Below are 20120 nucleotides of genomic sequence, written 5' to 3'. Positions count from 1 at the left end.
GGGGACTAAGGAGTTATAATCTTTAACTCCTCACTCCTCATTTCTCACTATTATTTAAGTATGCAATTTATCGATCAAGCAAAAATTGAAGTTGAAGCTGGTAAGGGCGGCGATGGTATTGTCGCCTTCCGGCGAGAGAAATACGTGCCGACTGGTGGCCCCTCTGGTGGTAATGGAGGACGAGGCGGTTCGGTACTTTTTCTTGCCGATGAAAACCTACAAACCTTGCTGGACTTTAGATATAACCATCGCTTTCAGGCAGAAAAAGGAACTCGTGGTGGGCCAAGTAACTGCACTGGAGCAGGAGGAAAGGATTTAATCATCGAAGTTCCTTGTGGTACAACCATTTATGATGCCGAAACTGGCGAATTATTGGGTGATTTAATTGAGCCTCAGCAGACTTTGCGGATTGCTCAAGGTGGTAAAGGTGGACTAGGAAATCAGCATTTCTTGAGTAACCGTAACCGCGCCCCAGAATACGCCCTCCCAGGATTACCAGGGGAAATCAAGCAGCTACGCCTAGAATTAAAACTTTTAGCAGAAGTAGGGATTATTGGCTTACCAAATGCTGGTAAATCTACTTTAATTTCATCTTTATCAGCTGCACGTCCAAAAATTGCCGACTACCCCTTTACTACCTTGATCCCAAATTTGGGTGTAGTGCGAAAACCTACTGGCGATGGTACTGTTTTCGCCGACATTCCCGGACTAATTGAGGGAGCATCTCAGGGGGCTGGATTGGGGCATGATTTCTTGCGCCATATTGAGCGCACGCGAGTGCTACTTCACTTGATTGATGCCACTAGTGATGATGTGATTAGAGATTACAACACAATTAAGGAAGAATTACAAGCCTATGGGCGGGGTTTAGCAGAACGTCCGCAAATTTTAGCACTGAATAAAATTGATGCAGTAGACCGGGAAACTGTCGATTTGGAGGCTTTAGCTACTCAACTTAATCATCTCTCCTACGCTCCGGTTTTTATAATTTCAGCAGTTACTCGCACCGGGTTAGATCCAATGTTACAAGAAATTTGGGGAATTCTCGATCAAATGAAGGTTCCCCAAGAAGTGGAGGCATTGATATAATTCGTAATTCCGTAATTACAAGGAAAATGCTGAAAGCCCTTGAGGATGTGTCCTCCTGAGTCGGACACATCTGTGCAATAGATGCGGGATGAAAGCTAACAGCAGGATTTATCCTGCTTTCAGTATTTCTGGTTTGGGCAGCTTTGAGATATATTTTCTAAGAAAATCAGACATCCCTATTCCTTGTTTTTCAGCTTCTTGTTTCAACTGCTGAAGTTCATACTCAGACAATCTAACATTAATCGAGTAAAACTCTTAAAATTACGAATTACGAATTACGAATTACGTTCGCGGAGCGTGCCGGAGGCTCTATTACGAATTACATTGACTATCTTGAATCATCGGAATCTTAATCACAAACTCAGCACCTTTTCCTGGCTGCGAAATACATTCTAAGGAACCACCATGTCTTTCTGTAATTATCTGGTAGCTAATGGCAAGTCCCATCCCCGTTCCTTTGCCGATGGGTTTGGTGGTAAAGAAGGGGTTAAATAGTTGTTTTTTCAAATCTTCAGGTATTCCCAATCCATTATCGGCAATCCTAATTGTTAACTGATTTGGCTCTTGTAGTTGAGTGCAAATGCTAATTGTCGGAATTGGGCATTGGTTATTCTCCTTGTCTCCCTCCCTCCCACTCTCCACTCTCTCTTCTAAAGCATCGATCGCATTTGACAAAACATTCATGAATACTTGGTTTAGCTGCCCAGCATAACATTCAATCAGAGGTAGTTTGTCGTATTCTTTGATTATTTCAATTGTTGGACGTTGGTCATTACCCTTGAAGCGGCTTTGCAAAATCATCAAAGTACTATCGATTCCCTCATGGATATCAACAGCTTTCATTTCTGCTTCATCCAAGCGCGAAAAAGTTCGCAAGGAAAGCACAATCTCTCGAATACGGACTGCCCCAACTTTCATCGAGTTGATTATTTGTGGCAAATCTGATTTCAAAAAGTCTAGTTCGATTTCTTCTACAAAATCCTCAATTTCTGGCATGGGTTCAGGATAATGAGTTTGGTAGAGTTGCAAAAGTGAAAGTAAATCTTGAGTGTATTCCTGGGCAGGGCTGAGATTGCCATAAATAAAATTGACTGGGTTGTTGATTTCGTGTGCCACTCCTGCGACTAGTTGACCCAAGCTAGACATCTTTTCACTTTGAATTAAGTGAGTCTGAGTGTGTTGAAGTTCGTGGAGTGCAACTTTAAGTTCTTCGGCTTGTTGTCTTAGTTGCGCTTCCGACTTTAGCAGGGCTTCTTTGGCTTGTTTGCGTTCTGTGATATCTCTAGCAACAGCTACCTGACAAAAAGGCTCTCCTGTTTCAGGATGTTTGACCATAAACAGGCTACAATCAGTCGGAATTTCTATGCCAGTTTGAAAATGTCTATGGCGAAATTCGCCTTGCCAGAAACCATGTTGAAGCATCAAAGGAAGAATTTGTTGGTGAAACTCTGCAAAAGCTTCTGGTGAATGGAAATCAGCCACTGACTTGGTTTTGGCTGCTTCCAAACTACTAAGTCCCATCATCTTGAGTCCATTAGGGTTCACATAGACGACTTGCCCTTCCATTGAAGAAATGCCAATAAAGTCACTACTGTTTTCAATCAACGCTACAAATTTTTGCTGTTCTTCTTCGGCGCGTTTGCGTTCAGTGATGTCTAACACCATTGAAGCAATGCCAATCACCTCACCATCAGGGGCTACCAACGGGTTGTTATACCACTCACAGACCATTATCCTGCCATCTTTAGTGATGTTCTCGTTGACACTAAAACTTCCTCCACGTTGGTTTAAGAGGGCTGTGATAACCTCATTTACGTGCTTTCTGGCGTTTTCAGGTACTATTATCTCAAAAGGATTCCCCAGTATTTCCTCTGTAGTGTATCCAAAGATTTTTTCTGCTGCCCGATTCCATGTCTGAACTTCAAACTTGGTATTCCATTCAATAATGGCTAAAGGTGTTTGTTCAATCAGCAATGCCAGTCTTTGCTGTGAAGCCCTAAGTTCTGCCTCTGCTTGCTTGGATTCGGTAATGTCTCGAAAGTACCAAATTCTACCGTAATAGTCTCCGATATCTGATGTGTCACTGGAAACTCCTTGGTGTTTACACACAGGTGCAGAATAACGGTCAAAAATCTTTCCAGACTTGAGGGAAATTTCATCACGACTGCTTTTTTCTGGATGCTGGTAAAGATATTCCACCTTAGCCAGAAATTCGTCTGGATTTATTAGTTGCTCTAGTAAGTATTCTACGAGTTGGCGAGCATCCGATGTTTGCATCAGTGCCGCAGGAATTAGCCATAGCTGGGAGAATTTCTGATTGAATGATACGATTGTACGATTTTCATCAACAATTAAAATTCCATCGATGGAAGCTTCTTGTTGAGCTTGAAGTACAGCATTAATGCGGTGTAAATTTGACTCTGCTTGCTGGCGATCGCGCAGTATGGCTTGCTGTTCGCTGATATCCCAAATTAACCAACGCCAGCCAACCTGCTGACCTTGCGAATCATACATTGCAACCATCTTCGCACTAGCAGGAAAGGTTGTACCTCCTCGTGCCTCTAGATAGACTTCCCAATCCTGCACTTGTTGTAAACTTGCTAGTTTCTTGACGAAGGTTTTGCGGTCTGCTTGGGCGACAAAAAGGATCAATGGTTTACCTATCAGATGGTTTTGTCTTACAGATAATAAAGCTGCGGTTACATAGTTAGCCTCTTGAATGATGCCAGTAATATCAGTCACCAAGTAAGCATCTGGAGCGAGATCGAACAAATCCTGGTAACGCTGACGTTCTAATTCTGCTGTTTCACGAGCGATCGCTAATTCTTCGTTTTGTTGGCGTAGTTCTTGTAAGGTTTTCTCAAGTGCCTCACAGGTTTGCATAATCTCAGTAACTCTGTCAGTCGCACCGAGAAATTTATCGGCTTCACGTTGTAAAATGATGTCTCGAATGCTACCCACTAGAAATTTATTACCAGTCTCATCTTCAAAGCAAGACTTTTTGGTAGAGATGATATGAGTTATACCCTGAGCATCGGTCAAAAGTTCCTGGTTCTCATTAGTAATATTTGTGGTGAAAACTAGCTCATCTTTTTTCCAAAACACATCAGCTTCTGCTTCCTCAAAAAAATCATAGTCTGACTTGCCAATTAATTCTTCTCGGCTATGACCGACAAAATCACAGTAGGTATCGTTAAATAATACCCAGCAATGTTGACGGTCTTTAACAAAAATGGGGTCAGAGATGGCATTGACTATCTGATGCAGAAATGTCAGGGAGAAGTTTTGCTGCTGCGTGTTGTGTTTTTGTGCCGAGTTATTTAGAAATCTAGGATTGTTCATACTGGAATTTATCTCTAAAATTAAGCAATAAAGAAACCTCTCCCTGGTTTTACTACGAAAAATCGTCTTTATCCAAGTCGGAGAGGGATAGACTTGAATAGAAGCTCAAGCCAAGGTGAGATTTGTCGAGGGCAGGTTTATTTAGCTCTGTGAGTGTCAGGATCATTCTATTTATTATTCCCAGGCTAAATAATGAGTAATGATGCAACAACCAAATCAATCTTTAATTTTGAGCGTTTTCAAGCGATTTTAAATGGGTGGCTTATTTACGCCGTGCTGTACTAGGCGATGCCGGAGGCGGGCTACGCCAACGCACTCATCATCTGTGGTGTGGTTTTTGGAAGTTGCAGAATTTATACAAAAGCTTAAAAGCCTTACTTACTGGTAAAAAAACGGAGTTAGACTAGAATTGCAAGGTAACAATTAGAGGAAAATTATGATGAGCGATCGCGACTATACATTAATCATTGACAAAAGTGGTAGTATGTCCACACCCGACCAAGTGGGTGGTAGAAGTAGATGGGAGATTGCCCAAGAGTCTACACTCGCCTTGGCTAGAAAGGCTGAACAGTTTGACCCCGATGGCATCACTGTTTATGTGTTTTCGGGTAGATTTAAACGCTACGATGATGTCACCTCAGCCAAGGTTGCACAGATATTTCTTGAAAATGACCCGGCTGGAACGACAAACTTAGCAGGTGTACTTCAGGATGCACTCAATAACTACTTTCAACGCAAAGCAGCCGGTAAAAGTAAGCCAAACGGAGAGACGATTTTAGTTATTACCGATGGTGAACCAGACGATCGCAAAGCTGTATTTGAAGTTATCATTCATGCTACTCGCCAAATGGAGCGTGATGAAGAATTAGGAATTTCGATCATTCAAGTAGGTTCAGATGCCCAAGCGACTAAGTTCCTCAAAGCTTTGGACGATCAGTTGCTAAGTGTCGGCGCTAAATTTGACATTTGCGACACGGTTACTTTAGACGACTTAGAAGAAATGAGTCTTCTAGATGTATTGACAAACGCAATAACTGACTAATGGGTTAATTGCCCATAGTTCCCTAAATCTTGACTATTAACTGGAGAATTGAATAATGCTAGAAAATCGTGACTATACCTTAATTATCGACAAAAGCGGCAGCATGGCAACCCAAGATCAAAAGGGTGGTAGAAGCAGATGGATTGCGGCACAGGAATCTACTTTAGCTTTAGCTAGCAAATGTGAGCAATTTGATCCAGATGGCATTACTATCTATGTATTTTCTGGTAAATTTAAGCGATACGAAAATGTTACATCCAGCATAGTACCGCAAATTTTCCGAGAAAATGATCCCTCTGGGACAACCGATTTGGCAAGTGTGTTGAAACATGCAACTGATGATTACTTGCAACGCAAAGCCGCCGGTCAAACAAAACCAAATGGTGAAACAATTTTAGTGATTACTGATGGTGAACCGGACGATCGCAAAGCAGTCATGAAGGTAATTATTGAAGCTTCTCGCCGCATCGATAGAGATGAAGAATTAGCTATTTCCTTCATTCAAGTCGGCACAGATGCACAAGCTACTCGCTTTCTAAAAGTCTTAGATGATGAACTTCAAAGTGCTGGTGCTAAGTTTGATATCTGTGACACTATTACTATGGAAGATATGGAAGATATGAGTTTATCAGAAGTACTGCTCAATGCCATTAATGACTAGCTATACCATTTAGAGGAATTGCAAAAATGGATTCCATTGATAAGCTGTTAGCTGAACTCCAAGGTGAATATAAAGAAGTGCAACCAAAACAGCAGCAGTCAAAATCAACCACAGCTAAATCGTTCATTCCATCATCGCCAAAGTCGGCATCTTTCATGGATAACCTTTTGGCAGAAATTAAGGCTGATTTTGCAGAAGAGGATGCTGCTATTGAGTTAAAAAAACAGCAAGGATTAGAACAAGAACGAATTTGCCAAGAAAAACTCAAAGCCAAACAATTAGAGGTTTTGAAAGTACAGGCAAAAGAATGGTTAGTTAAAGTAGATCCGCTTTCTTCTGAAGGACTTTGGTTTGAAAGGTTTGCTGAAAGTTACTCTTCTAAATTAGAGGCAGCGATTGAATATTTAAGAAACAACGAATAAGGGACTTCCAAATAAAAAAATATTCCAAAACTGACGTAAAAATCCTCTTAATCTCCCCTCTCTCTGTGTTCTCTGTGTCTCTGTGGTTCGTTTTTTGGGATAATTTATTCCTTGGAAATCCCTAAATTCAAAATAAAGACACATTTTAATGCAATTCACCTGTAATCAGTATTGATGATGATTTGTTAAAGCTAAATGTTCAACAGCCCATTCATGCATAGCATAGAGAATTGGTTGCAAAGTTTCTCCTAATGGTGTCAGCGAATATTCTACTTTTGGTGGAATTTGAGGATAAACTTCTCGATGAATAATAGCATCTTGCTCCATTTCTCTAAGTTGTTGGGTTAGCATCTTTTGCGTAACTCCAGGTAAAGCCCGTTGCAACTCACCAAAACGTTTTACGCCAGTCATTAATTCTCTAATAATCAAAACTTTCCAGCGTCCGCCAATTACCTTTAGGGTAGTTTCTACTTCACAAGTCAGCCTGAGATTGTTTTCTGCTTCAGCTTTCATAGTCAGTTTTTAAGAAGTATCTTAGTTAGGTTTGCTGGATAGTAGCGCTAATTACCTTTTACTTTTCATAACAAACGATGCTGATAATTACGTAGCTATCAACTCAGAATCGATTTCTGACGGCGCACTATCTTGGACTAGCGATCGCGTTTCACCGTTACGCTGGAGGATACCACCAACCATTGCTAACACCGCGTTTACTTTGCGGGTTCGCCACATATCTACAAGTTTTTCCACTTTGGCAGTAGGCATCCGTCGCATCATTGCTTCGTAGAGATAAGCTGCATGTCCAGTTTCATCTTGAGCAATATTTAGCATTCCTAACTTCAAATTCCGACTGGTTGCATCGTTATCAGGTAATACTTTCGCCATTCGTGCAAAGTCTTTACTAGCATCTAACTCAAGAATGTATGTGCTAGCCATAAACACATCCCAATCAATTACAGCTGGTTTTAGCTGTTCTTGGCTATAGCCTTCAAAGAATGCTGCGAAAAAGGGACTACGCTGCTGTTGTGATTTGTTTGTGGTTGTAGTTTGGGGTTGACGCTTAAAATCGATAACTTGTTTATTCAACTGTTGTAGGGCGTGGGCAAAAATTTTACCATGCCTAGTTTCATCGGATGCGTGTTTTGCTAGTTTTTCGGCTAGCCATGTATCGCCTTCGGCTGCGGCGCGATCGCTAAGTGTAGATAAAAACGGCACAGAACCAGATTCAGCGAAATAAAACCCCGCAAGGATGTTGGGACGGGTTTTTAAATCACGAATTTGAGCAGCAGAGTAATAGGCAAAAGCACCTGAACCAGCTAGATGCAGAATGTGAGTTAAGAAATTCATCAGAAATTGCCACTGCTAATTGGAAGGTTACAATTCTTATTATGTCAACAGTTAACAAATATATCTTTTCATTTTGCTAGTATCATCCCACAGAGGTAATGCAGGTAAGTTGGGATGGATAAATTAACGAAACCAGTGCGATTTTGGCTTTGTGCAACCGTCATAATTTTGGGTTTAATGGGCTGCGATCGCTTTACTGGTAATTCTGGAGAACCAGTTGAGCGAGTCAGTGATGGCGATACTATAGTAGTTAAAGATACCAATGGCAAAAACTTTAGTGTGCGATTCGCTTGTGTAGATGCGCCAGAAATTGCTCATACCAACAAAGAAAAGCAGAGTAAACGCACTAGCGATCGCAATCAATTTACTTGGGGTGCAAAAGCCCAAGAACGGGTACAGCAACTGGTGCAACAAGGAGGCGATCGCGTGACTTTGAATATCACAGATAGCGATCGCTATGGACGCAAAATTGCCGAAGTTCGTTTACAAAATGGCACTTTTGTGCAGCAGGTATTGTTACAAGAAGGATTGGCAAAAGTGTATCGTCCTTATTTAAACAAGTGTCCTAGCAAAGACTTAGTTCAACAAGCTGAAGCCCAAGCCAAGGAACAACGCCTTGGTATTTGGAGTGACACTAAATTTGTTAATCCTTGGGAATATCGCACCCTATCAAAGAAATAAAAACTCTAGCTTTTTCTAATTGAATACATTACATTCTTTGGCATTGCATATTTGCGGGATAATTTAACAACTCCCAAAATTCTCTCTGCCTCCTTTACTCATCTTTCCAAGTTTTTAGTTGCAAATAAACTAATATCATTGTCGCTGCTAGTAATAACGTCGCTGCTGCTGCTGCATAACCAAAATCAAATTGACCAAAAGCCTCTTGATAAATGTAGTAAACCAGTAAATTAGTAGAATTCATTGGGCCACCGCCAGTCATCACAAAAACTTGCTCAAAACTCCGCAACGTAAAAATCGCGGTAGTGATGATTGCAAATATCATCGTAGGGCGCAATCCAGGCAGAGTAATATACCAAAATTGTTGCCAAGCATTTGCTCCATCTAAATCTGCTGCTTCATAACGACTCGGAGGAATTGCTTGCAAGCCTGCTAAAAAAACTACCATATTGAAACCCAGTTGTTTCCAAATACTCATTAAAATAATTACTGGCATTGCCCAAAATGTGTCTCCTAGCCAGGGTATATCTGGAATGCCAAAAAAATTTAAAAGTCCGTTAACTGGCCCTGGTGTTTGAAACAGCCAGCGAAATCCTAAACCGGCTGCTACAAGTGAAATAATCGAAGGCAGAAAATAAGCACTCCGCAGGATGCCCCGCAAGGGAATAGAGCGGTTTAATAGGACTGCCAATGCCAAGGAAATAACTAAACTGGGAATAATGGTAGCAACAGTAAAATAAAAGGTGTTACCCAAAACTTGCCAGAAGTCGGGATCGAGTAGCAAACGCCAATAGTTTTTTAAGCCTATCCAATAAGTACCTTTTAAGGTGAAACTACCAGCAGTAAAGCTGAGGTAAAACAAATAAGCGATCGGCCAAATGATAAAAACGCTTAGTAAAATTAGTGCTGGTGTCAGAAAAGTCCAGGCGGCTGCTGTATCATTATCCAACCACGACTTAGTACTATATATTTTTTTTTGCATTTATAATTTTTCCTTTTAGCTGTTTATCATCCTCCGCCCTGATTTTACCCTTAGCTTGGTTTTTACCAGCATTTGCGTAGTTTACAGCCGTAGGCGATCGCTTGGGGTTTGCTCTTGATTTATAACTATCTCTAGTTGGATCTTTACTTAAACATCGCTATTTTTCTGCAAACTCAAACCAATCCCAGATGCAATTTTAACGCAATCATTCGTACTAATATATAGGACTAGTATTTGATTTCTGAAAATATACGTAGGATGTGTTAGCGACAGCGTAACGCATCAAACCCTTGATAATAGTGCGTTACGAACTCCGTTCTAACACACGTTACAATACCTAATTTTGTTCAAAAATTAAATATTATTCCTATAGTAGCTTAATTTCAAAGCGCAGCAGATCCGTTTGGCTAAGTGGCTGTAACTACAATTTGTCGTTACAATCAGGTAAGCGTAGCTGTATTTATGTGATGGAGTTTGAATGGGATGAAGCAAAACGTTTTACTAATCTTCGCAAGCACGGAATCGATTTTATCGATATCCCAGCAGTATTTGATGGAGACACGGTGACGGTTGAAGATGACCGCTACAGCTACGGAGAGCAGCGTTTCGTCACGTTTGGCTTGTTACAAGAGCGAGTAGTTGCTGTTGTCCATACAGAGCGTGATGATTTAAGGCGGATTATTTCTGCAAGAAAGGCAACCAAATATGAGCAACGAATCTATTTCGAGCAACTCTAAGACTGATTGGCAACGGCTTGATGCAATGAGCGATGAAGACATTGATTTATCAGATTGCCCAGAAATTACACCAGAACTATTTGCTAAGGCAACAGTTAGACGGGGTTTACCTGCGGCAAAAAATAAAGCACAGGTGACGTTACGCATTGACAGTGATGTATTAGAGTGGTTTAAATCGCAAGGACAGGGCTATCAAACGCACATCAATACCTTACTGCGAGCATATATGGAAGCTCATCGATAATCAGTAAATTGATGCTGTGGAATAGCTGAACTTCTGAGGCATCGCTTGGGTAAACTCTTGGTTCATAATTATCTCTAGTTGGAGTTTTTAGGTGATTTCTCAAAATAATTTTACCGATTAGGAGAGTGAATACCTCTTTCCCTCTACGTTGGAATGATGTTGTGTGGTAATTTTTATTCTGGAAATTACCTTAGCTTAAACCTAATCCTAATTTTATCCATTCTGTTTTTTTTTTTAAATTAGATTGTTCCGCTTCGCTACACTCAAAAAGGGTAAAGGAAAGAAGGGTAGAGGGCAAAAGAGCTAGAGTATAAAGGGCTAAAGAGTCCTCCCAACCGCGCAGACAACACGAAAACCAAGATTGCTGTGGATGAGGTCGCGCCCCACCCGAAGGTTGAGGTTACGGGACGCGGAACGGCAGTTTCTAGGAAGGTCGTGCCAGGAACCGCCCCGCAGTATCCGAATTTGATTATCATTATCTATCCATGCACTTCCATCACTGGGCGCTCCTTTATAGCTGTCATGCCAAGTATCTTGACACCACTCCCAGACATTCCCGTGCATATCGTATAATCCAAAGGCGTTGGGTAGAAAACTTTCTACTTGTGTTGTTTCTTGACGATTTTTTCCTTTTGGTGCAGAAGCATAAGTGGAATCTCCATCATAGTTAGCTAACTCAGTTGTAATCGTCTCGCCGAAGTGAAATGGTGTCGTTGTTCCTGCACGACAGGCATATTCCCACTCTGCTTCACTAGGTAGGCGATATTCGCGCCCAGCTTTTTGACTCAGCTTTTTACAAAATTCTACTGCATCATTCCAGGACACTTGCTCTATAGGACGTTTTGCTCCCTTGAATTTGGACGGAGTGCTACCCATTATTTTCTGGTACTGTTCCTGAGTCACTTCAAACTTGCCGATAAAAAAAGCAGGTACATTCACAACGTGCTGTGGTTCTTCATTTTTGGCTCGACCATTTTCACCGGGTGGTGAACCCATATTAAAAGAGCCAGCAAGAATCTCAACCATATCTAAAGTTATGCCATTGCCTAAGTCCTCCTTAAAGAACTTAGCTTGCTTGTTAGGCTCTCGTTTAATTACCTGTCCCTTTTCATCTACCGTTACCGTTTCAAACTTAAAGAGAATATATTTAGGTTCAGGTACAGAGATAGTTGTTGATTTATTAGTAGGTTGATTAGTAGGTTGATTAGCAGGTTCAGGTGTCGGTGATTGACCCTTAAAAATTTCACTACCTACTACTGCTGTCACCAAACCTACACCTCCCAAACCAGCCCACTTCAAAAACTTTTGTCGGGTTATTCGCTCTTGAGTTGGTTGAGTGGTTCGCTCTTGAATCGATTGAGTGGATTGAGTACGGCTTGGCTGCTGAATATACTGCTGTAATTTTTGGCGAGATTCTGCTTCCTCTTGCTGCTGTTGTTTTTCTGCCTCCTGCTGCTTTAGGCGTACAGTTTCTTGTTGTTGTTTTTCTAGCTCTTGTTGCTTTAGGCGTACAGCTTCTTGTTGTTTCTCTGCCTCCTGCTGCTGTCTAATTATCTCTTGCTCTTTCCGATATTCTGCTTCTGAAGATGATTGAATAATAATTGCTTCGATCGCAGCTGTTTGGGCATCATTTAGTTCTAAAATTCGCTGAAACCGTTGCAACTCTTCACGAGTAACGTCACTGAGAGGATATTCAAACTGCATCGACTCTCTAAACACCTCTTCATACTGCTGAAGCTTTTGCTGATGTTCTTCGATCGCAGCAACAATTGGATTTTCAATTGCAGTCACATCCTCAGCAGCCAGATTCAAGGCTTGATGACGTTGTGTTAGTTGAGAGCGGTTGAAAGCACTGAGCGGATATTCTTGCTCAACAACTTCTGTAAACTCCTGCTCATATTGCCGCAGGTTTGCTTGATGCGTTTCAATCTCCGCATTAATCCGCTTCTCGATCGCTCCCACATCCCCTTCACTCAACCCCAACGTCTGCCAGGTTTGCTGCAACTGCTTCCGCGTCACCTCATCTGGATAATGCTTACGCTGCGTCGCCTTCACAAAGGCCTGCTCATACTGCTGGAGTTTTTGATGATAGCTTTCAATCTGCGTGGTGATTTGCGCTTCAATTGGTGCAATATCTACATCCGTCAGTCCCAAGCGCTGCTGCTGTTGACGTAAATCATTCCGGGTTGCCTCACTAAGAGGATATTCCTGCTGCGTGGCAGTAAAAAACAGCCGTTGGTAGTTCTGGAGTTTCTGGTGATATGCCTCTACCTCAGCCGTAATCTGAGATTCGATCGCCGCAATATCTCTATCCGCAAGTTCTAATTGCTGCTGGGTTTGCCGTAAGCGATCGCGGCTTGCCGTACTCAGGGGAAACTCCTGCCGCAGTGCCGTTGTAAACGCCTGCTCATAAATTTGTAGGTTTTGCCGATGTGTTTTAAACCGTGCAGTCACTAGTGCCTCAATCGGCATCGTGTCCTCATTCCGCAGCCCCAAAATTTGCTGGAGATTTTGCAAATCGTGGCGATCGCTATCTGTAATTGTCTCGTCTCGCTCCAGTACTTCAGTGAACACTTGCTGATACTGCTGAAGCTTTTCGCGGAAATCGTTGCGATACGGTTCTAATACCTCATCTTCGATCGCCTTCGCTTCAGTTGTCTCCAATTCCAAGCGAGTCCTCAGTACATCTAATGTGCGACGACCAACAAAAGAAATGTCGCCTCGATGAATAAATCGCGCCACCTCTTTACGGTATCGCTGTCTAGGATCGCCCGGAGCTACCTTTGTCAGTCGAATTTTAAAGCCTTCTCGAATTGCATAGATTTCTGGCTTCATCGCCGGTTGAACTTCTCGCACCTTTTGACTTGCGTATTCATGAAGTTCATCGATGGAGATAAATTCATCGCGATCGCGATCGGCTTCTCCTGACTTAATACCTTCAACCAAAAAACGAGTGTAAATTGATAAATCTTGCCCCTTTTCTTCAAACGAATATTGAGTTGAAGTAGAAGAAGTCAACACGGCTCGTCCTTCACCACCTAACTGCTCCTGGATGTCAATTGTGCCGACATCTTTGGCAGACATTCCCTCAGCAAACGCGCCACTAAAGCAGCTATCCAGGATTACCACCTGCCGACGGGAACGGCTTTCGCTCATGCGATCGTGAATAAAATTAGCAGATACCGACGTTGAGCGAATCAATTCGCCCTGCTGCGTCTTACTGGTGTTGCGAGTCGCCAAATACAGCCTACCGCGATCGTCTTTTATGCCGTGTCCCGAAAAGTACAGCAACAGCAAATCATCTTTGTGCCGACCGGAGAACAGCGTTTCGATCGCAATTTCTACAATTTGTCGCTCAGGGTTTTTTAGCAGCTTAATATCTGATGCAGCAAATCCGCCCATCTCTGGATGCAGCAGCACTTCATACACTGCATCCACATCTTTAACTGCACTGGGCAAAGGGTTTAGCCCTGGTTCATACTCACTGACCCCAATTAGTAACGCGACCTTCGCCATTTAACTCACCTATGCTGCGATCGAATCCTGTGCGGCTTTAATCTCTGAGTTTTAGAATATCACCTATATCAATTGGGCTAGTTATGAGCTAAATGTTTACAGCAAAATTTAATCAAAGCATAAAATTTTAGCTATTTATGTAATAAAAATCTAGGTTGCTAGAGTATCATTATCCAACCACGACTTAGTAGTACATATTTTTTTGCATCTATAACTTTCCCTCTTAGCTGTTTATGACTCTCCGCCCTGATTCTACCCTTAGCTTAGTTTCTCCCAGCATTAGCAATATTTGCGAACAAGTCGCCCCTTTAAAACTGGGAATTATGGCTTCTGGGAATGGCACCAATTTTGATATAGTTGCCCAAGCTATCCAAGATGGACAGCTAAATGCTCAAATTCAAGTTCTAATTTACAATAACCCCTCGGCAAAAGCAGCCGTCAGAGCAGCGAATAGAGGTGTAGAAGCTGTTTTATTGAATCACCGCAACTATAAAAGTAGAGAAGAGTTAGATGAGAAAATTGTGCAGACATTGCGTCACTATAATGTAGAGTGGGTGATTTTGGCGGGTTGGATGCGATTATTAACATCAGTTTTTATTGATGCCTTTCCTGACAAAATTATTAATATTCATCCTAGTTTGTTACCTAGTTTTAAGGGAATCCATGCTGTAGAACAAGCTTTGGCTTCTGGGGTAAAAATCACTGGTTGTACGGCACACATAGCTTGTTTAGAAATGGATAGTGGCCCAATATTGATGCAAGCCGCAGTCCCAGTATTGCCGGATGATACAGCAGAAACACTCCACGCCAGGATTCAAATTCAGGAACATCGAATTTTACCATTAGCGATCGCTCTGGCAGCTTCTTCATCAAAAGCTACACTCAGTCTAACTTAATTGCCGCAATTGCCACATTTTCCAAAAATAACTAGAAGTCCAATTGGTAATAATGTGCGCGACAATCGGCACTAATAAGTTTCCCGTGAGCAAGGCACTATATGCAAATATCATCCCGACAATGGTTGCCCAAATCACATAAGTCCATTGTTGGGAACCACTAAAATGCAAAACGCCAAAACAAACACTAGATACAATTACAGCTAGACTATCGAAGCCTAAAGCTGGCAGCATTACACCCCGAAATAACAATTCTTCACTTAAACCTGGTAGCAAGCCCAGCCAAATTAAATCTGGTAAAGCTAAGGGTTTTAGTACCACTTCTAGATAATAATCTGCACTTTTACGGTAGGGAGTCCAAACACGATAAGCTAGACCACTTAACGCGGTGATCGCAAACCCCAATCCTACACCCAACAGCAAATCCTTTTCATCCCACTTCCAAGAAAATAGAGAAAAGTTACCAAGGTGCAACGACACTTTGGCGACTATCAACAAAATGATTGCAGTCACTCCCATCGCTCCAAGTACTTGGATGCGCGTCATGTTTGGAATTTCTGGCTCTTGCTTGTGTTTTTCAATCACGGGTTTTTTAAGAGTTGGGCATTGGGCATTGGGCATTGGGCATTGGGCATTGGGCATTGGGCATTGTGGGAAAATAACTAATGACTAATGACTAATGACTCCAAAGGTGATAATTTGGGACGGAGAGCAGAGGGGTTGATGCCTGCTTTGTGAGCTACTAATACACCTACAGCTTCTAAATATGAGTTTACCTGTATAACTTTGATTCCCAACGGTTGGGGGGGAACTTTGATCAGAGTTTTATTTTCTTCTACTGTAATTATTTGGCATCGTTTTTGACTTAAACTCATTAAGGCACTGCTACCACAAGCAGTTGCAGGTGCGATCGCAGCATCCACTTCATCAGCCCAAATATCTTCTTGCTGCGATCCGATTGCTTCTTTATCTATTATAAATTGTGGGGCACGACTTAATCCTACAAGGACACAGGGTAAAAAGGTATAGCCCAATTCTTCGGCGGCGGAACGGGGAGATAAATCAGGTTGTGGAGGTTCGCTCAAAAGGGCGGGAGAATGAGCGCAAGGAATTTGAAAGGTTCGCACTAGCAAATGGCTAATTACGGCTTCTGCACCCGCTAAGGAATCAACGCCTTCACCGTGGCGATATTTCTGTACTGCTTCTGAGTCCATATCATCAGGGAAACGGGCAACAACTGCGATCGCTTCAGCCCCCGCTTTCTTAATTAATATCTCAGCCGCCCGTAACAAACTATCTGGGTTGCCAATTGTTCCCCAACTAGCTCCCGATGCTGTAGTCCGTAATTCTATATTTAATGATGCATCAGTAATTACATAATCTGTTAAGGTCAATCCCAGGGTTGCTCTGACTGCATCTGCTGCTTGTATATGTCGTAGCCGTAATTCTGGCTCAATGCCTTGGTCTAAAAGCAAACCTACCTTATTGTTGCGGACTGGACGTAAACCCCAGCATCCAGAGGCAAATTTGTCAAGTCCGTAACCTTCAACATAGAAAGCGTTAGGGAGATTCCAGTACAAACTTGCGCCATTGAGGACATTGGGGTGAGTAATCAGGCGATCGCAAACCTGTGCTATCACTCTAGCAACAGGCAAAGCATCTCCTGCATAACCCCCAATGGCAGCGCCAACACCAGTTGGTACAATTAAGATAGCAGTGTATGGACGCATATTAAGGGCATTGGGCATGGGGCATTGGGCATGGGGCATGGGGCATTGGGCATTGGTTATTAACTCATCTCCCTCATCTCCCTCATCTCCCCACTTCCCACTCCTAACTCTTAACTGTAACAACGGCTTCAACTGTTGCTTTTTGTTCCTCAACATCCACAGAGGTAACAGCCCAACGCAGAGGTTCACCTTGTTTCTTCAACTCTGTTTCAATTGCTTCTAGTAATTCTGCGGGAGTTTCTTGTAAATCAATTTCTGCGGTAATAAAATGAGTTGTCATCTTAGTAAATCCTGTTGATTTGTAGTTTCTAGAATAGCTGATATCAGATGCAATAAAATACTTCTGTTATTTATCAGATTTAGTAATCTTCAGTGAACAGTTATTCAGTTATGAATAATCATCCGATATACTGATAACTGTTCACAGATTATTTGCTTTTGCCAAATTGTAACTGATAAACAATGTCTTCCTTTTCTGTCTCAAGTTTCAAATCAGAAAGGGGTTTGGCAACACAAAGCAATACGTAACCCTGCTTTTGTAAATCTGGACTAACGCCCATGCCATCAGCTTGATCCACAGTTCCCTCAGATATTTGACCGGCGCAAGTTGTACAAACACCTGCATTGCAAGAACTTGGCAGTTCCAAACCAGCAGCATCGGCAACTGATAAGATCGTTTCATCTTCGGGAACTTGCAAAGTATGAATTTTGCCTTGGTGATTAATTTCTACGGTGTAAGTTTTAGACATATACAAAGGAAGTGTGACGCAACAGACAAAGTTATTATTTTATCTGAATTAGTGAAAAGTATCCAGATTTTACCATATACATTCAGGTTGAATCGTGGAACTGTAGCAAATAATTAGTATATTAGTAACATTAATTACTATAATAAACATAAATAAATTAGTTAAATTTAATACAAACAAATATGCGCGATCGCGTTTCCTTAGAGAGTGTATCTGTAAGTCTGCTTTTTGGTATTAGCGAGAAAACGTCATCAGGATCATCTAGAATAAATCAATTTTCATAGAAGATCGGGGTCAATATTTAATTCTCGTAATTTAGCCGCTAGGCGTTCCGCGCGTTGCTTTTCCTGTTCAGCACGCTGTTTTTCCTCGTCCGCACGCTGTTTTTCCTCGTCCGCACGCTGTTTTTCCTCGTCCGCACGCTGTTTTTCCTGCTCTGCTAATTCTTGCGGTGTTGGCACTAACTGCCCTTGTGCTGTAAAATAGCGTAATTGATTATTCTGCACACCCAAATATAAATCTAACTGCTGACTCCATAACCAACCTTGGGGGTTCGGTTCTATTGATTGGTAATGAGCGTCTACTAAATGAAACCCCACAAATTCTAAATTATTAGGGTCAAACCAAAAATACTCTGGTGTGCGAAAGATATCTTGGTAGATTTGTTTTTTTAAGCCTTTGTCTGTGGCTTTTGTAGAAGGTGAAAGTAACTCGACAATAATATTCGGATATTTACCATCTTCTTGCCAAATCACCCAACTTTTACGGGGTTTCTTTTCGCATCCTAGCACCACAAAAAAGTCTGGGCCGCGAAATTCTTCTGATTTAAGTTGACGTTGGCTATAATAAATTGTCAAATTCCCCGCAGCATAAAAGTCATTGCGGTTTTCCCACCACAATTCTAGGCATTGTAATAACAGAATAATTTGGCGTAGATGTAAATCGCTTTCCAATGGTGGTTCGTCACTGTAGATATCTCCTGGCGGAAATATTATATCTTCTTTTGGTTCTAATTCTTGGGCAACTGACATGATTTTCTTAGGGCTAAGGGTGAGATGTTCAGATGAACGGCTGCGGATGGATGCACAGATGTAATTACTATCATAGGGGTTGCTGATTTATATTTATGTGCGATCGCCCTGTATTAAGACTTTGCTTTTACTGCTAACTGTAAACCTCAAGCATCCAACAAAGAATTCGGACTATAAAATTCAATTTCGCGTTTCTCTGATAGCATCTGGTCAAGTTTATTGTAGAGTTCCTTGACTTGTGCAGAAAGCTGATCAACTCCACCATACGCTTCTATGACATTTTTCAACGCCTTACTCAACATTTTCGGATCGCCTTCTTCTAAAACAACTTCGATATAAGCTGCTGCTTCTAGTGGATTTTTTAAATCTTGAATCAGTTTTTCATGATAACTTGTACTTTTAGGCATCATCTCTACTCCTGTAGTCTTCCCAATATTCCTTTGCTTTGGCAATATCTTTATCTTGAGTGCTTTTATCACCACCACAGAAAAGAATAACAACTGTTGAGCCTTGCTGTCCAAAGTATATGGGATAGCCAGAACTGTAGTCTATTCTCAGTTCAAAAATTCCATTACCAACTGATTTAAAATCACCTAAATTACCTGCTTATACTCGGTCAAGTCTTGCTCTAATTTTAGCTTTTGCTCTTATATCGCGCAAAGAGTCAAACCACTCAGAGAAAGAATTTATACCATTAACGCTTAAGTAACTCCTGATCTCCTTTGGTGAAACTTCCATCGTGAAATTTTTTTCAACTCTGCGATCGCTGTAAATCAACAATATACACTATATAGCGATGGTTGCACTCACCAACAAACTTTAGTCATCAATGTTATGAGGTTGACTGTTAAGGTTACAGCATAAAGCCTTAGAGCTAGAACGTAAAGCCTTAAGATGATAACATTAAGACTTCAGGTTATAACATTAAGCCTTGAGGTTACAACATAAAGCCTTAATGTTGTAACTTTAAGCCTTAAGGTTACAACATTAAGGCTTAAGGTTAAAGCAATCGCTGTTGACCAAAGATAATATTATTTTGCCAAAAATCAACCTTTGATGATTAAATTCCGAGAAATCACGGACATAAATAAAAACTTTTACTAAAAAAAATGCGCTTTTTGCTGAACCATAAACCAGGCTAACTGAGACACAATAGCTCTGTAAAGCTTTTAAAAGTGTAAATTGATGCCTCGAACAAAACGTAGTTCCCGGATTTTAGAAAAAGCTGAGTTCAGAGTTGCCGGGTTGAAAGCTATCGATCCAAATATCAATTTTAATGATACTTACAACTTGCAAAACCTGAGTCAATTAATAGAAAATTTTCACAATACCCTTGATAATTATAACGCTGCTATAGCGATGATTGACTCTTCTAGAAAAAAGCTGGATGAGATGGAAAAAAACTTAAGTCAGGTTTCAGACAAAATGCTGATGGGGGTTGGTTTTAAGTACGGCAAAAACAGTAATGAATATGAACTTGCCGGTGGCGTTCGAGACAGCGAACGTATCCGTAAAAGCAGATTGACACGCTTAAAATCTAATACAGATAAAACATCAAATGAAAATGCAATAACCGCCTAGTACCGCTACACGGAAGTCAAAAGTCAAAAAGCTTATATAATCTGCTTTTAACTTTTTTAGAATGGTATTT

22 protein-coding genes and 1 pseudogene are annotated in these 20120 nt (G+C 41.4%); 10 read left to right on the top strand and 13 right to left on the bottom strand.

Annotated features, from left to right (window positions below):
* The first annotated feature begins 60 nt into the window (after positions 1–60).
* Positions 61–1089 (top strand): GTPase ObgE, encoded by a 1029-nt coding sequence (obgE, locus tag V7K98_RS20100; protein WP_335024927.1) that lies wholly within the window; start codon positions 61–63, stop codon positions 1087–1089.
* A 108-nt stretch (positions 1090–1197) separates the two neighbouring features.
* Here the strand turns inward: obgE and V7K98_RS28945 are convergent, their stop codons facing one another.
* Both V7K98_RS28945 and V7K98_RS20095 read right to left on the bottom strand, forming a co-directional pair.
* Positions 1198–1320, bottom strand: coding sequence for a hypothetical protein (locus V7K98_RS28945; RefSeq protein ID WP_442940427.1), 123 nt, complete (start codon positions 1318–1320; stop codon positions 1198–1200).
* An 81-nt stretch (positions 1321–1401) separates the two neighbouring features.
* Positions 1402–4431 (bottom strand): PAS domain-containing sensor histidine kinase, encoded by a 3030-nt coding sequence (locus tag V7K98_RS20095; protein WP_335024925.1) that lies wholly within the window; start codon positions 4429–4431, stop codon positions 1402–1404.
* A 257-nt stretch (positions 4432–4688) separates the two neighbouring features.
* On the opposite strand from V7K98_RS20095, the gene V7K98_RS20090 reads away from it, so the two are divergent.
* The 4 genes from V7K98_RS20090 to V7K98_RS20075 are packed head-to-tail and all read left to right on the top strand — an operon-like array spanning position 4689 to position 6556.
* Positions 4689–4838, top strand: a complete 150-nt coding sequence (locus tag V7K98_RS20090) for a hypothetical protein (protein WP_335024923.1) — start codon at positions 4689–4691, stop codon at positions 4836–4838.
* Between the two features lie 29 nt (positions 4839–4867).
* Positions 4868–5473: a vWA domain-containing protein gene (locus tag V7K98_RS20085; RefSeq protein ID WP_335024921.1), complete on the top strand. Its 606-nt coding sequence runs from the start codon at positions 4868–4870 to the stop codon at positions 5471–5473.
* Between the two features lie 55 nt (positions 5474–5528).
* Positions 5529–6134, top strand: a complete 606-nt coding sequence (locus V7K98_RS20080) for a vWA domain-containing protein (protein ID WP_335024919.1) — start codon at positions 5529–5531, stop codon at positions 6132–6134.
* 26 nt (positions 6135–6160) lie between these two features.
* Positions 6161–6556 (top strand): salt stress protein, Slr1339 family, encoded by a 396-nt coding sequence (locus V7K98_RS20075; protein WP_335024917.1) that lies wholly within the window; start codon positions 6161–6163, stop codon positions 6554–6556.
* A 165-nt stretch (positions 6557–6721) separates the two neighbouring features.
* On the opposite strand, the gene V7K98_RS20070 is transcribed toward V7K98_RS20075, so the two are convergent.
* Complete coding sequence (locus V7K98_RS20070) at positions 6722–7069, bottom strand: winged helix-turn-helix transcriptional regulator (RefSeq protein WP_335024915.1); 348 nt, start codon at positions 7067–7069, stop codon at positions 6722–6724.
* A gap of 87 nt (positions 7070–7156) precedes the next feature.
* A complete protein-coding gene (locus V7K98_RS20065) occupies positions 7157–7903 on the bottom strand; it encodes a ferritin-like domain-containing protein (RefSeq protein WP_335024913.1) in 747 nt (248 codons plus the stop codon).
* Positions 7904–8017: 114 nt separating this feature from the next.
* Between V7K98_RS20065 and V7K98_RS20060 the strand changes: the two genes are divergently transcribed.
* Entirely contained in the window at positions 8018–8584 is a 567-nt protein-coding gene (locus tag V7K98_RS20060) for a thermonuclease family protein (RefSeq protein WP_335024911.1), read from the top strand.
* Positions 8585–8678: 94 nt separating this feature from the next.
* On the opposite strand, the gene V7K98_RS20055 is transcribed toward V7K98_RS20060, so the two are convergent.
* The gene (locus V7K98_RS20055) at positions 8679–9566 is read right to left on the bottom strand and encodes a carbohydrate ABC transporter permease (protein ID WP_335024909.1); all 888 of its coding nucleotides are present in this window, start codon (positions 9564–9566) and stop codon (positions 8679–8681) included.
* Between the two features lie 428 nt (positions 9567–9994).
* Between V7K98_RS20055 and V7K98_RS20050 the strand changes: the two genes are divergently transcribed.
* Together V7K98_RS20050 and V7K98_RS20045 are read left to right on the top strand one after the other, a co-directional pair.
* Positions 9995–10303, top strand: coding sequence for a BrnT family toxin (locus V7K98_RS20050; RefSeq protein ID WP_335024907.1), 309 nt, complete (start codon positions 9995–9997; stop codon positions 10301–10303).
* Complete coding sequence (locus V7K98_RS20045; RefSeq protein WP_335024905.1) at positions 10272–10547, top strand: BrnA antitoxin family protein; 276 nt, start codon at positions 10272–10274, stop codon at positions 10545–10547. Before V7K98_RS20050 ends, V7K98_RS20045 begins: the two co-directional genes overlap by 32 nt.
* A 318-nt stretch (positions 10548–10865) precedes the next feature.
* On the opposite strand, the gene V7K98_RS28940 is transcribed toward V7K98_RS20045, so the two are convergent.
* Entirely contained in the window at positions 10866–14063 is a 3198-nt protein-coding gene (locus tag V7K98_RS28940) for a caspase, EACC1-associated type (RefSeq protein ID WP_442940426.1), read from the bottom strand.
* A gap of 233 nt (positions 14064–14296) precedes the next feature.
* Here V7K98_RS28940 and purN point away from each other — a divergent pair, with 233 nt between their 5' ends.
* Positions 14297–14959, top strand: a complete 663-nt coding sequence (gene purN / locus V7K98_RS20030) for a phosphoribosylglycinamide formyltransferase (RefSeq protein WP_335024903.1) — start codon at positions 14297–14299, stop codon at positions 14957–14959.
* Here purN and V7K98_RS20025 read toward each other — a convergent pair.
* The 7 genes and pseudogenes from V7K98_RS20025 to V7K98_RS19995 all read right to left on the bottom strand — a co-directional run bounded on the left by V7K98_RS20025 (position 14951) and on the right by V7K98_RS19995 (position 19207).
* Complete coding sequence (locus V7K98_RS20025; RefSeq protein ID WP_335024985.1) at positions 14951–15544, bottom strand: CPBP family intramembrane glutamic endopeptidase; 594 nt, start codon at positions 15542–15544, stop codon at positions 14951–14953. The two genes, purN and V7K98_RS20025, sit on opposite strands and share 9 nt — an antisense overlap.
* Before the next feature lie 77 nt (positions 15545–15621).
* Positions 15622–16689 (bottom strand): DUF3326 domain-containing protein, encoded by a 1068-nt coding sequence (locus V7K98_RS20020; RefSeq protein WP_335024983.1) that lies wholly within the window; start codon positions 16687–16689, stop codon positions 15622–15624.
* Positions 16690–16792: 103 nt separating this feature from the next.
* Positions 16793–16969 carry a hypothetical protein gene (locus tag V7K98_RS20015; protein WP_335024901.1) on the bottom strand — a complete coding sequence of 59 codons (177 nt, stop codon included), beginning with the start codon at positions 16967–16969 and terminating at the stop codon, positions 16793–16795.
* A 148-nt stretch (positions 16970–17117) separates the two neighbouring features.
* On the bottom strand, positions 17118–17438 hold the full coding sequence (locus tag V7K98_RS20010) for a 2Fe-2S iron-sulfur cluster-binding protein (protein ID WP_335024899.1): 321 nt from the start codon (positions 17436–17438) through the stop codon (positions 17118–17120).
* 278 nt (positions 17439–17716) lie between these two features.
* A complete protein-coding gene (locus V7K98_RS20005; RefSeq protein ID WP_335024897.1) occupies positions 17717–18469 on the bottom strand; it encodes a Uma2 family endonuclease in 753 nt (250 codons plus the stop codon).
* A gap of 146 nt (positions 18470–18615) precedes the next feature.
* The gene (locus V7K98_RS20000; protein ID WP_335024981.1) at positions 18616–18876 is read right to left on the bottom strand and encodes a helix-turn-helix domain-containing transcriptional regulator; all 261 of its coding nucleotides are present in this window, start codon (positions 18874–18876) and stop codon (positions 18616–18618) included.
* Positions 18869–19207 (bottom strand): annotated as a pseudogene (locus V7K98_RS19995) (type II toxin-antitoxin system RelE/ParE family toxin). Before V7K98_RS19995 ends, V7K98_RS20000 begins: the two are co-directional and overlap by 8 nt.
* Positions 19208–19654: 447 nt before the next feature.
* Here V7K98_RS19995 and V7K98_RS19990 point away from each other — a divergent pair.
* Positions 19655–20050 carry a hypothetical protein gene (locus V7K98_RS19990; protein WP_335024895.1) on the top strand — a complete coding sequence of 132 codons (396 nt, stop codon included), beginning with the start codon at positions 19655–19657 and terminating at the stop codon, positions 20048–20050.
* Positions 20051–20120 lie beyond the last annotated feature (70 nt).

Source organism: Nostoc sp. (assembly GCF_036917435.1).
Lineage (GTDB): Bacteria > Cyanobacteriota > Cyanobacteriia > Cyanobacteriales > Nostocaceae > Nostoc.
The sequence above is the reverse complement of the archived record's forward strand: the minus strand, read 5'-3'. Positions and strand labels throughout refer to the sequence as shown.

What these genes read in the sequence shown, in the direction of transcription:
- purN (WP_335024903.1), top strand. Translation starts at nt 14,297, where the DNA reads ATGACTCTCCGCCCTGATTCTACCCTTAGCTTAGTTTCTCCCAGCATT.
- V7K98_RS20060 (WP_335024911.1), top strand. Translation starts at nt 8,018, where the DNA reads ATGGATAAATTAACGAAACCAGTGCGATTTTGGCTTTGTGCAACCGTC.
- V7K98_RS20000 (WP_335024981.1), bottom strand. Translation starts at nt 18,876, where the DNA reads ATGCCTAAAAGTACAAGTTATCATGAAAAACTGATTCAAGATTTAAAA.
- V7K98_RS20070 (WP_335024915.1), bottom strand. Translation starts at nt 7,069, where the DNA reads ATGAAAGCTGAAGCAGAAAACAATCTCAGGCTGACTTGTGAAGTAGAA.
- V7K98_RS20020 (WP_335024983.1), bottom strand. Translation starts at nt 16,689, where the DNA reads ATGCGTCCATACACTGCTATCTTAATTGTACCAACTGGTGTTGGCGCT.
- V7K98_RS20080 (WP_335024919.1), top strand. Translation starts at nt 5,529, where the DNA reads ATGCTAGAAAATCGTGACTATACCTTAATTATCGACAAAAGCGGCAGC.
- V7K98_RS20015 (WP_335024901.1), bottom strand. Translation starts at nt 16,969, where the DNA reads ATGACAACTCATTTTATTACCGCAGAAATTGATTTACAAGAAACTCCC.
- V7K98_RS28940 (WP_442940426.1), bottom strand. Translation starts at nt 14,063, where the DNA reads ATGGCGAAGGTCGCGTTACTAATTGGGGTCAGTGAGTATGAACCAGGG.
- V7K98_RS20085 (WP_335024921.1), top strand. Translation starts at nt 4,868, where the DNA reads ATGATGAGCGATCGCGACTATACATTAATCATTGACAAAAGTGGTAGT.
- obgE (WP_335024927.1), top strand. Translation starts at nt 61, where the DNA reads ATGCAATTTATCGATCAAGCAAAAATTGAAGTTGAAGCTGGTAAGGGC.
- V7K98_RS19990 (WP_335024895.1), top strand. Translation starts at nt 19,655, where the DNA reads ATGCCTCGAACAAAACGTAGTTCCCGGATTTTAGAAAAAGCTGAGTTC.
- V7K98_RS20055 (WP_335024909.1), bottom strand. Translation starts at nt 9,566, where the DNA reads ATGCAAAAAAAAATATATAGTACTAAGTCGTGGTTGGATAATGATACA.
- V7K98_RS20095 (WP_335024925.1), bottom strand. Translation starts at nt 4,431, where the DNA reads ATGAACAATCCTAGATTTCTAAATAACTCGGCACAAAAACACAACACG.
- V7K98_RS20045 (WP_335024905.1), top strand. Translation starts at nt 10,272, where the DNA reads ATGAGCAACGAATCTATTTCGAGCAACTCTAAGACTGATTGGCAACGG.
- V7K98_RS20005 (WP_335024897.1), bottom strand. Translation starts at nt 18,469, where the DNA reads ATGTCAGTTGCCCAAGAATTAGAACCAAAAGAAGATATAATATTTCCG.
- V7K98_RS20075 (WP_335024917.1), top strand. Translation starts at nt 6,161, where the DNA reads ATGGATTCCATTGATAAGCTGTTAGCTGAACTCCAAGGTGAATATAAA.
- V7K98_RS20010 (WP_335024899.1), bottom strand. Translation starts at nt 17,438, where the DNA reads ATGTCTAAAACTTACACCGTAGAAATTAATCACCAAGGCAAAATTCAT.
- V7K98_RS20065 (WP_335024913.1), bottom strand. Translation starts at nt 7,903, where the DNA reads ATGAATTTCTTAACTCACATTCTGCATCTAGCTGGTTCAGGTGCTTTT.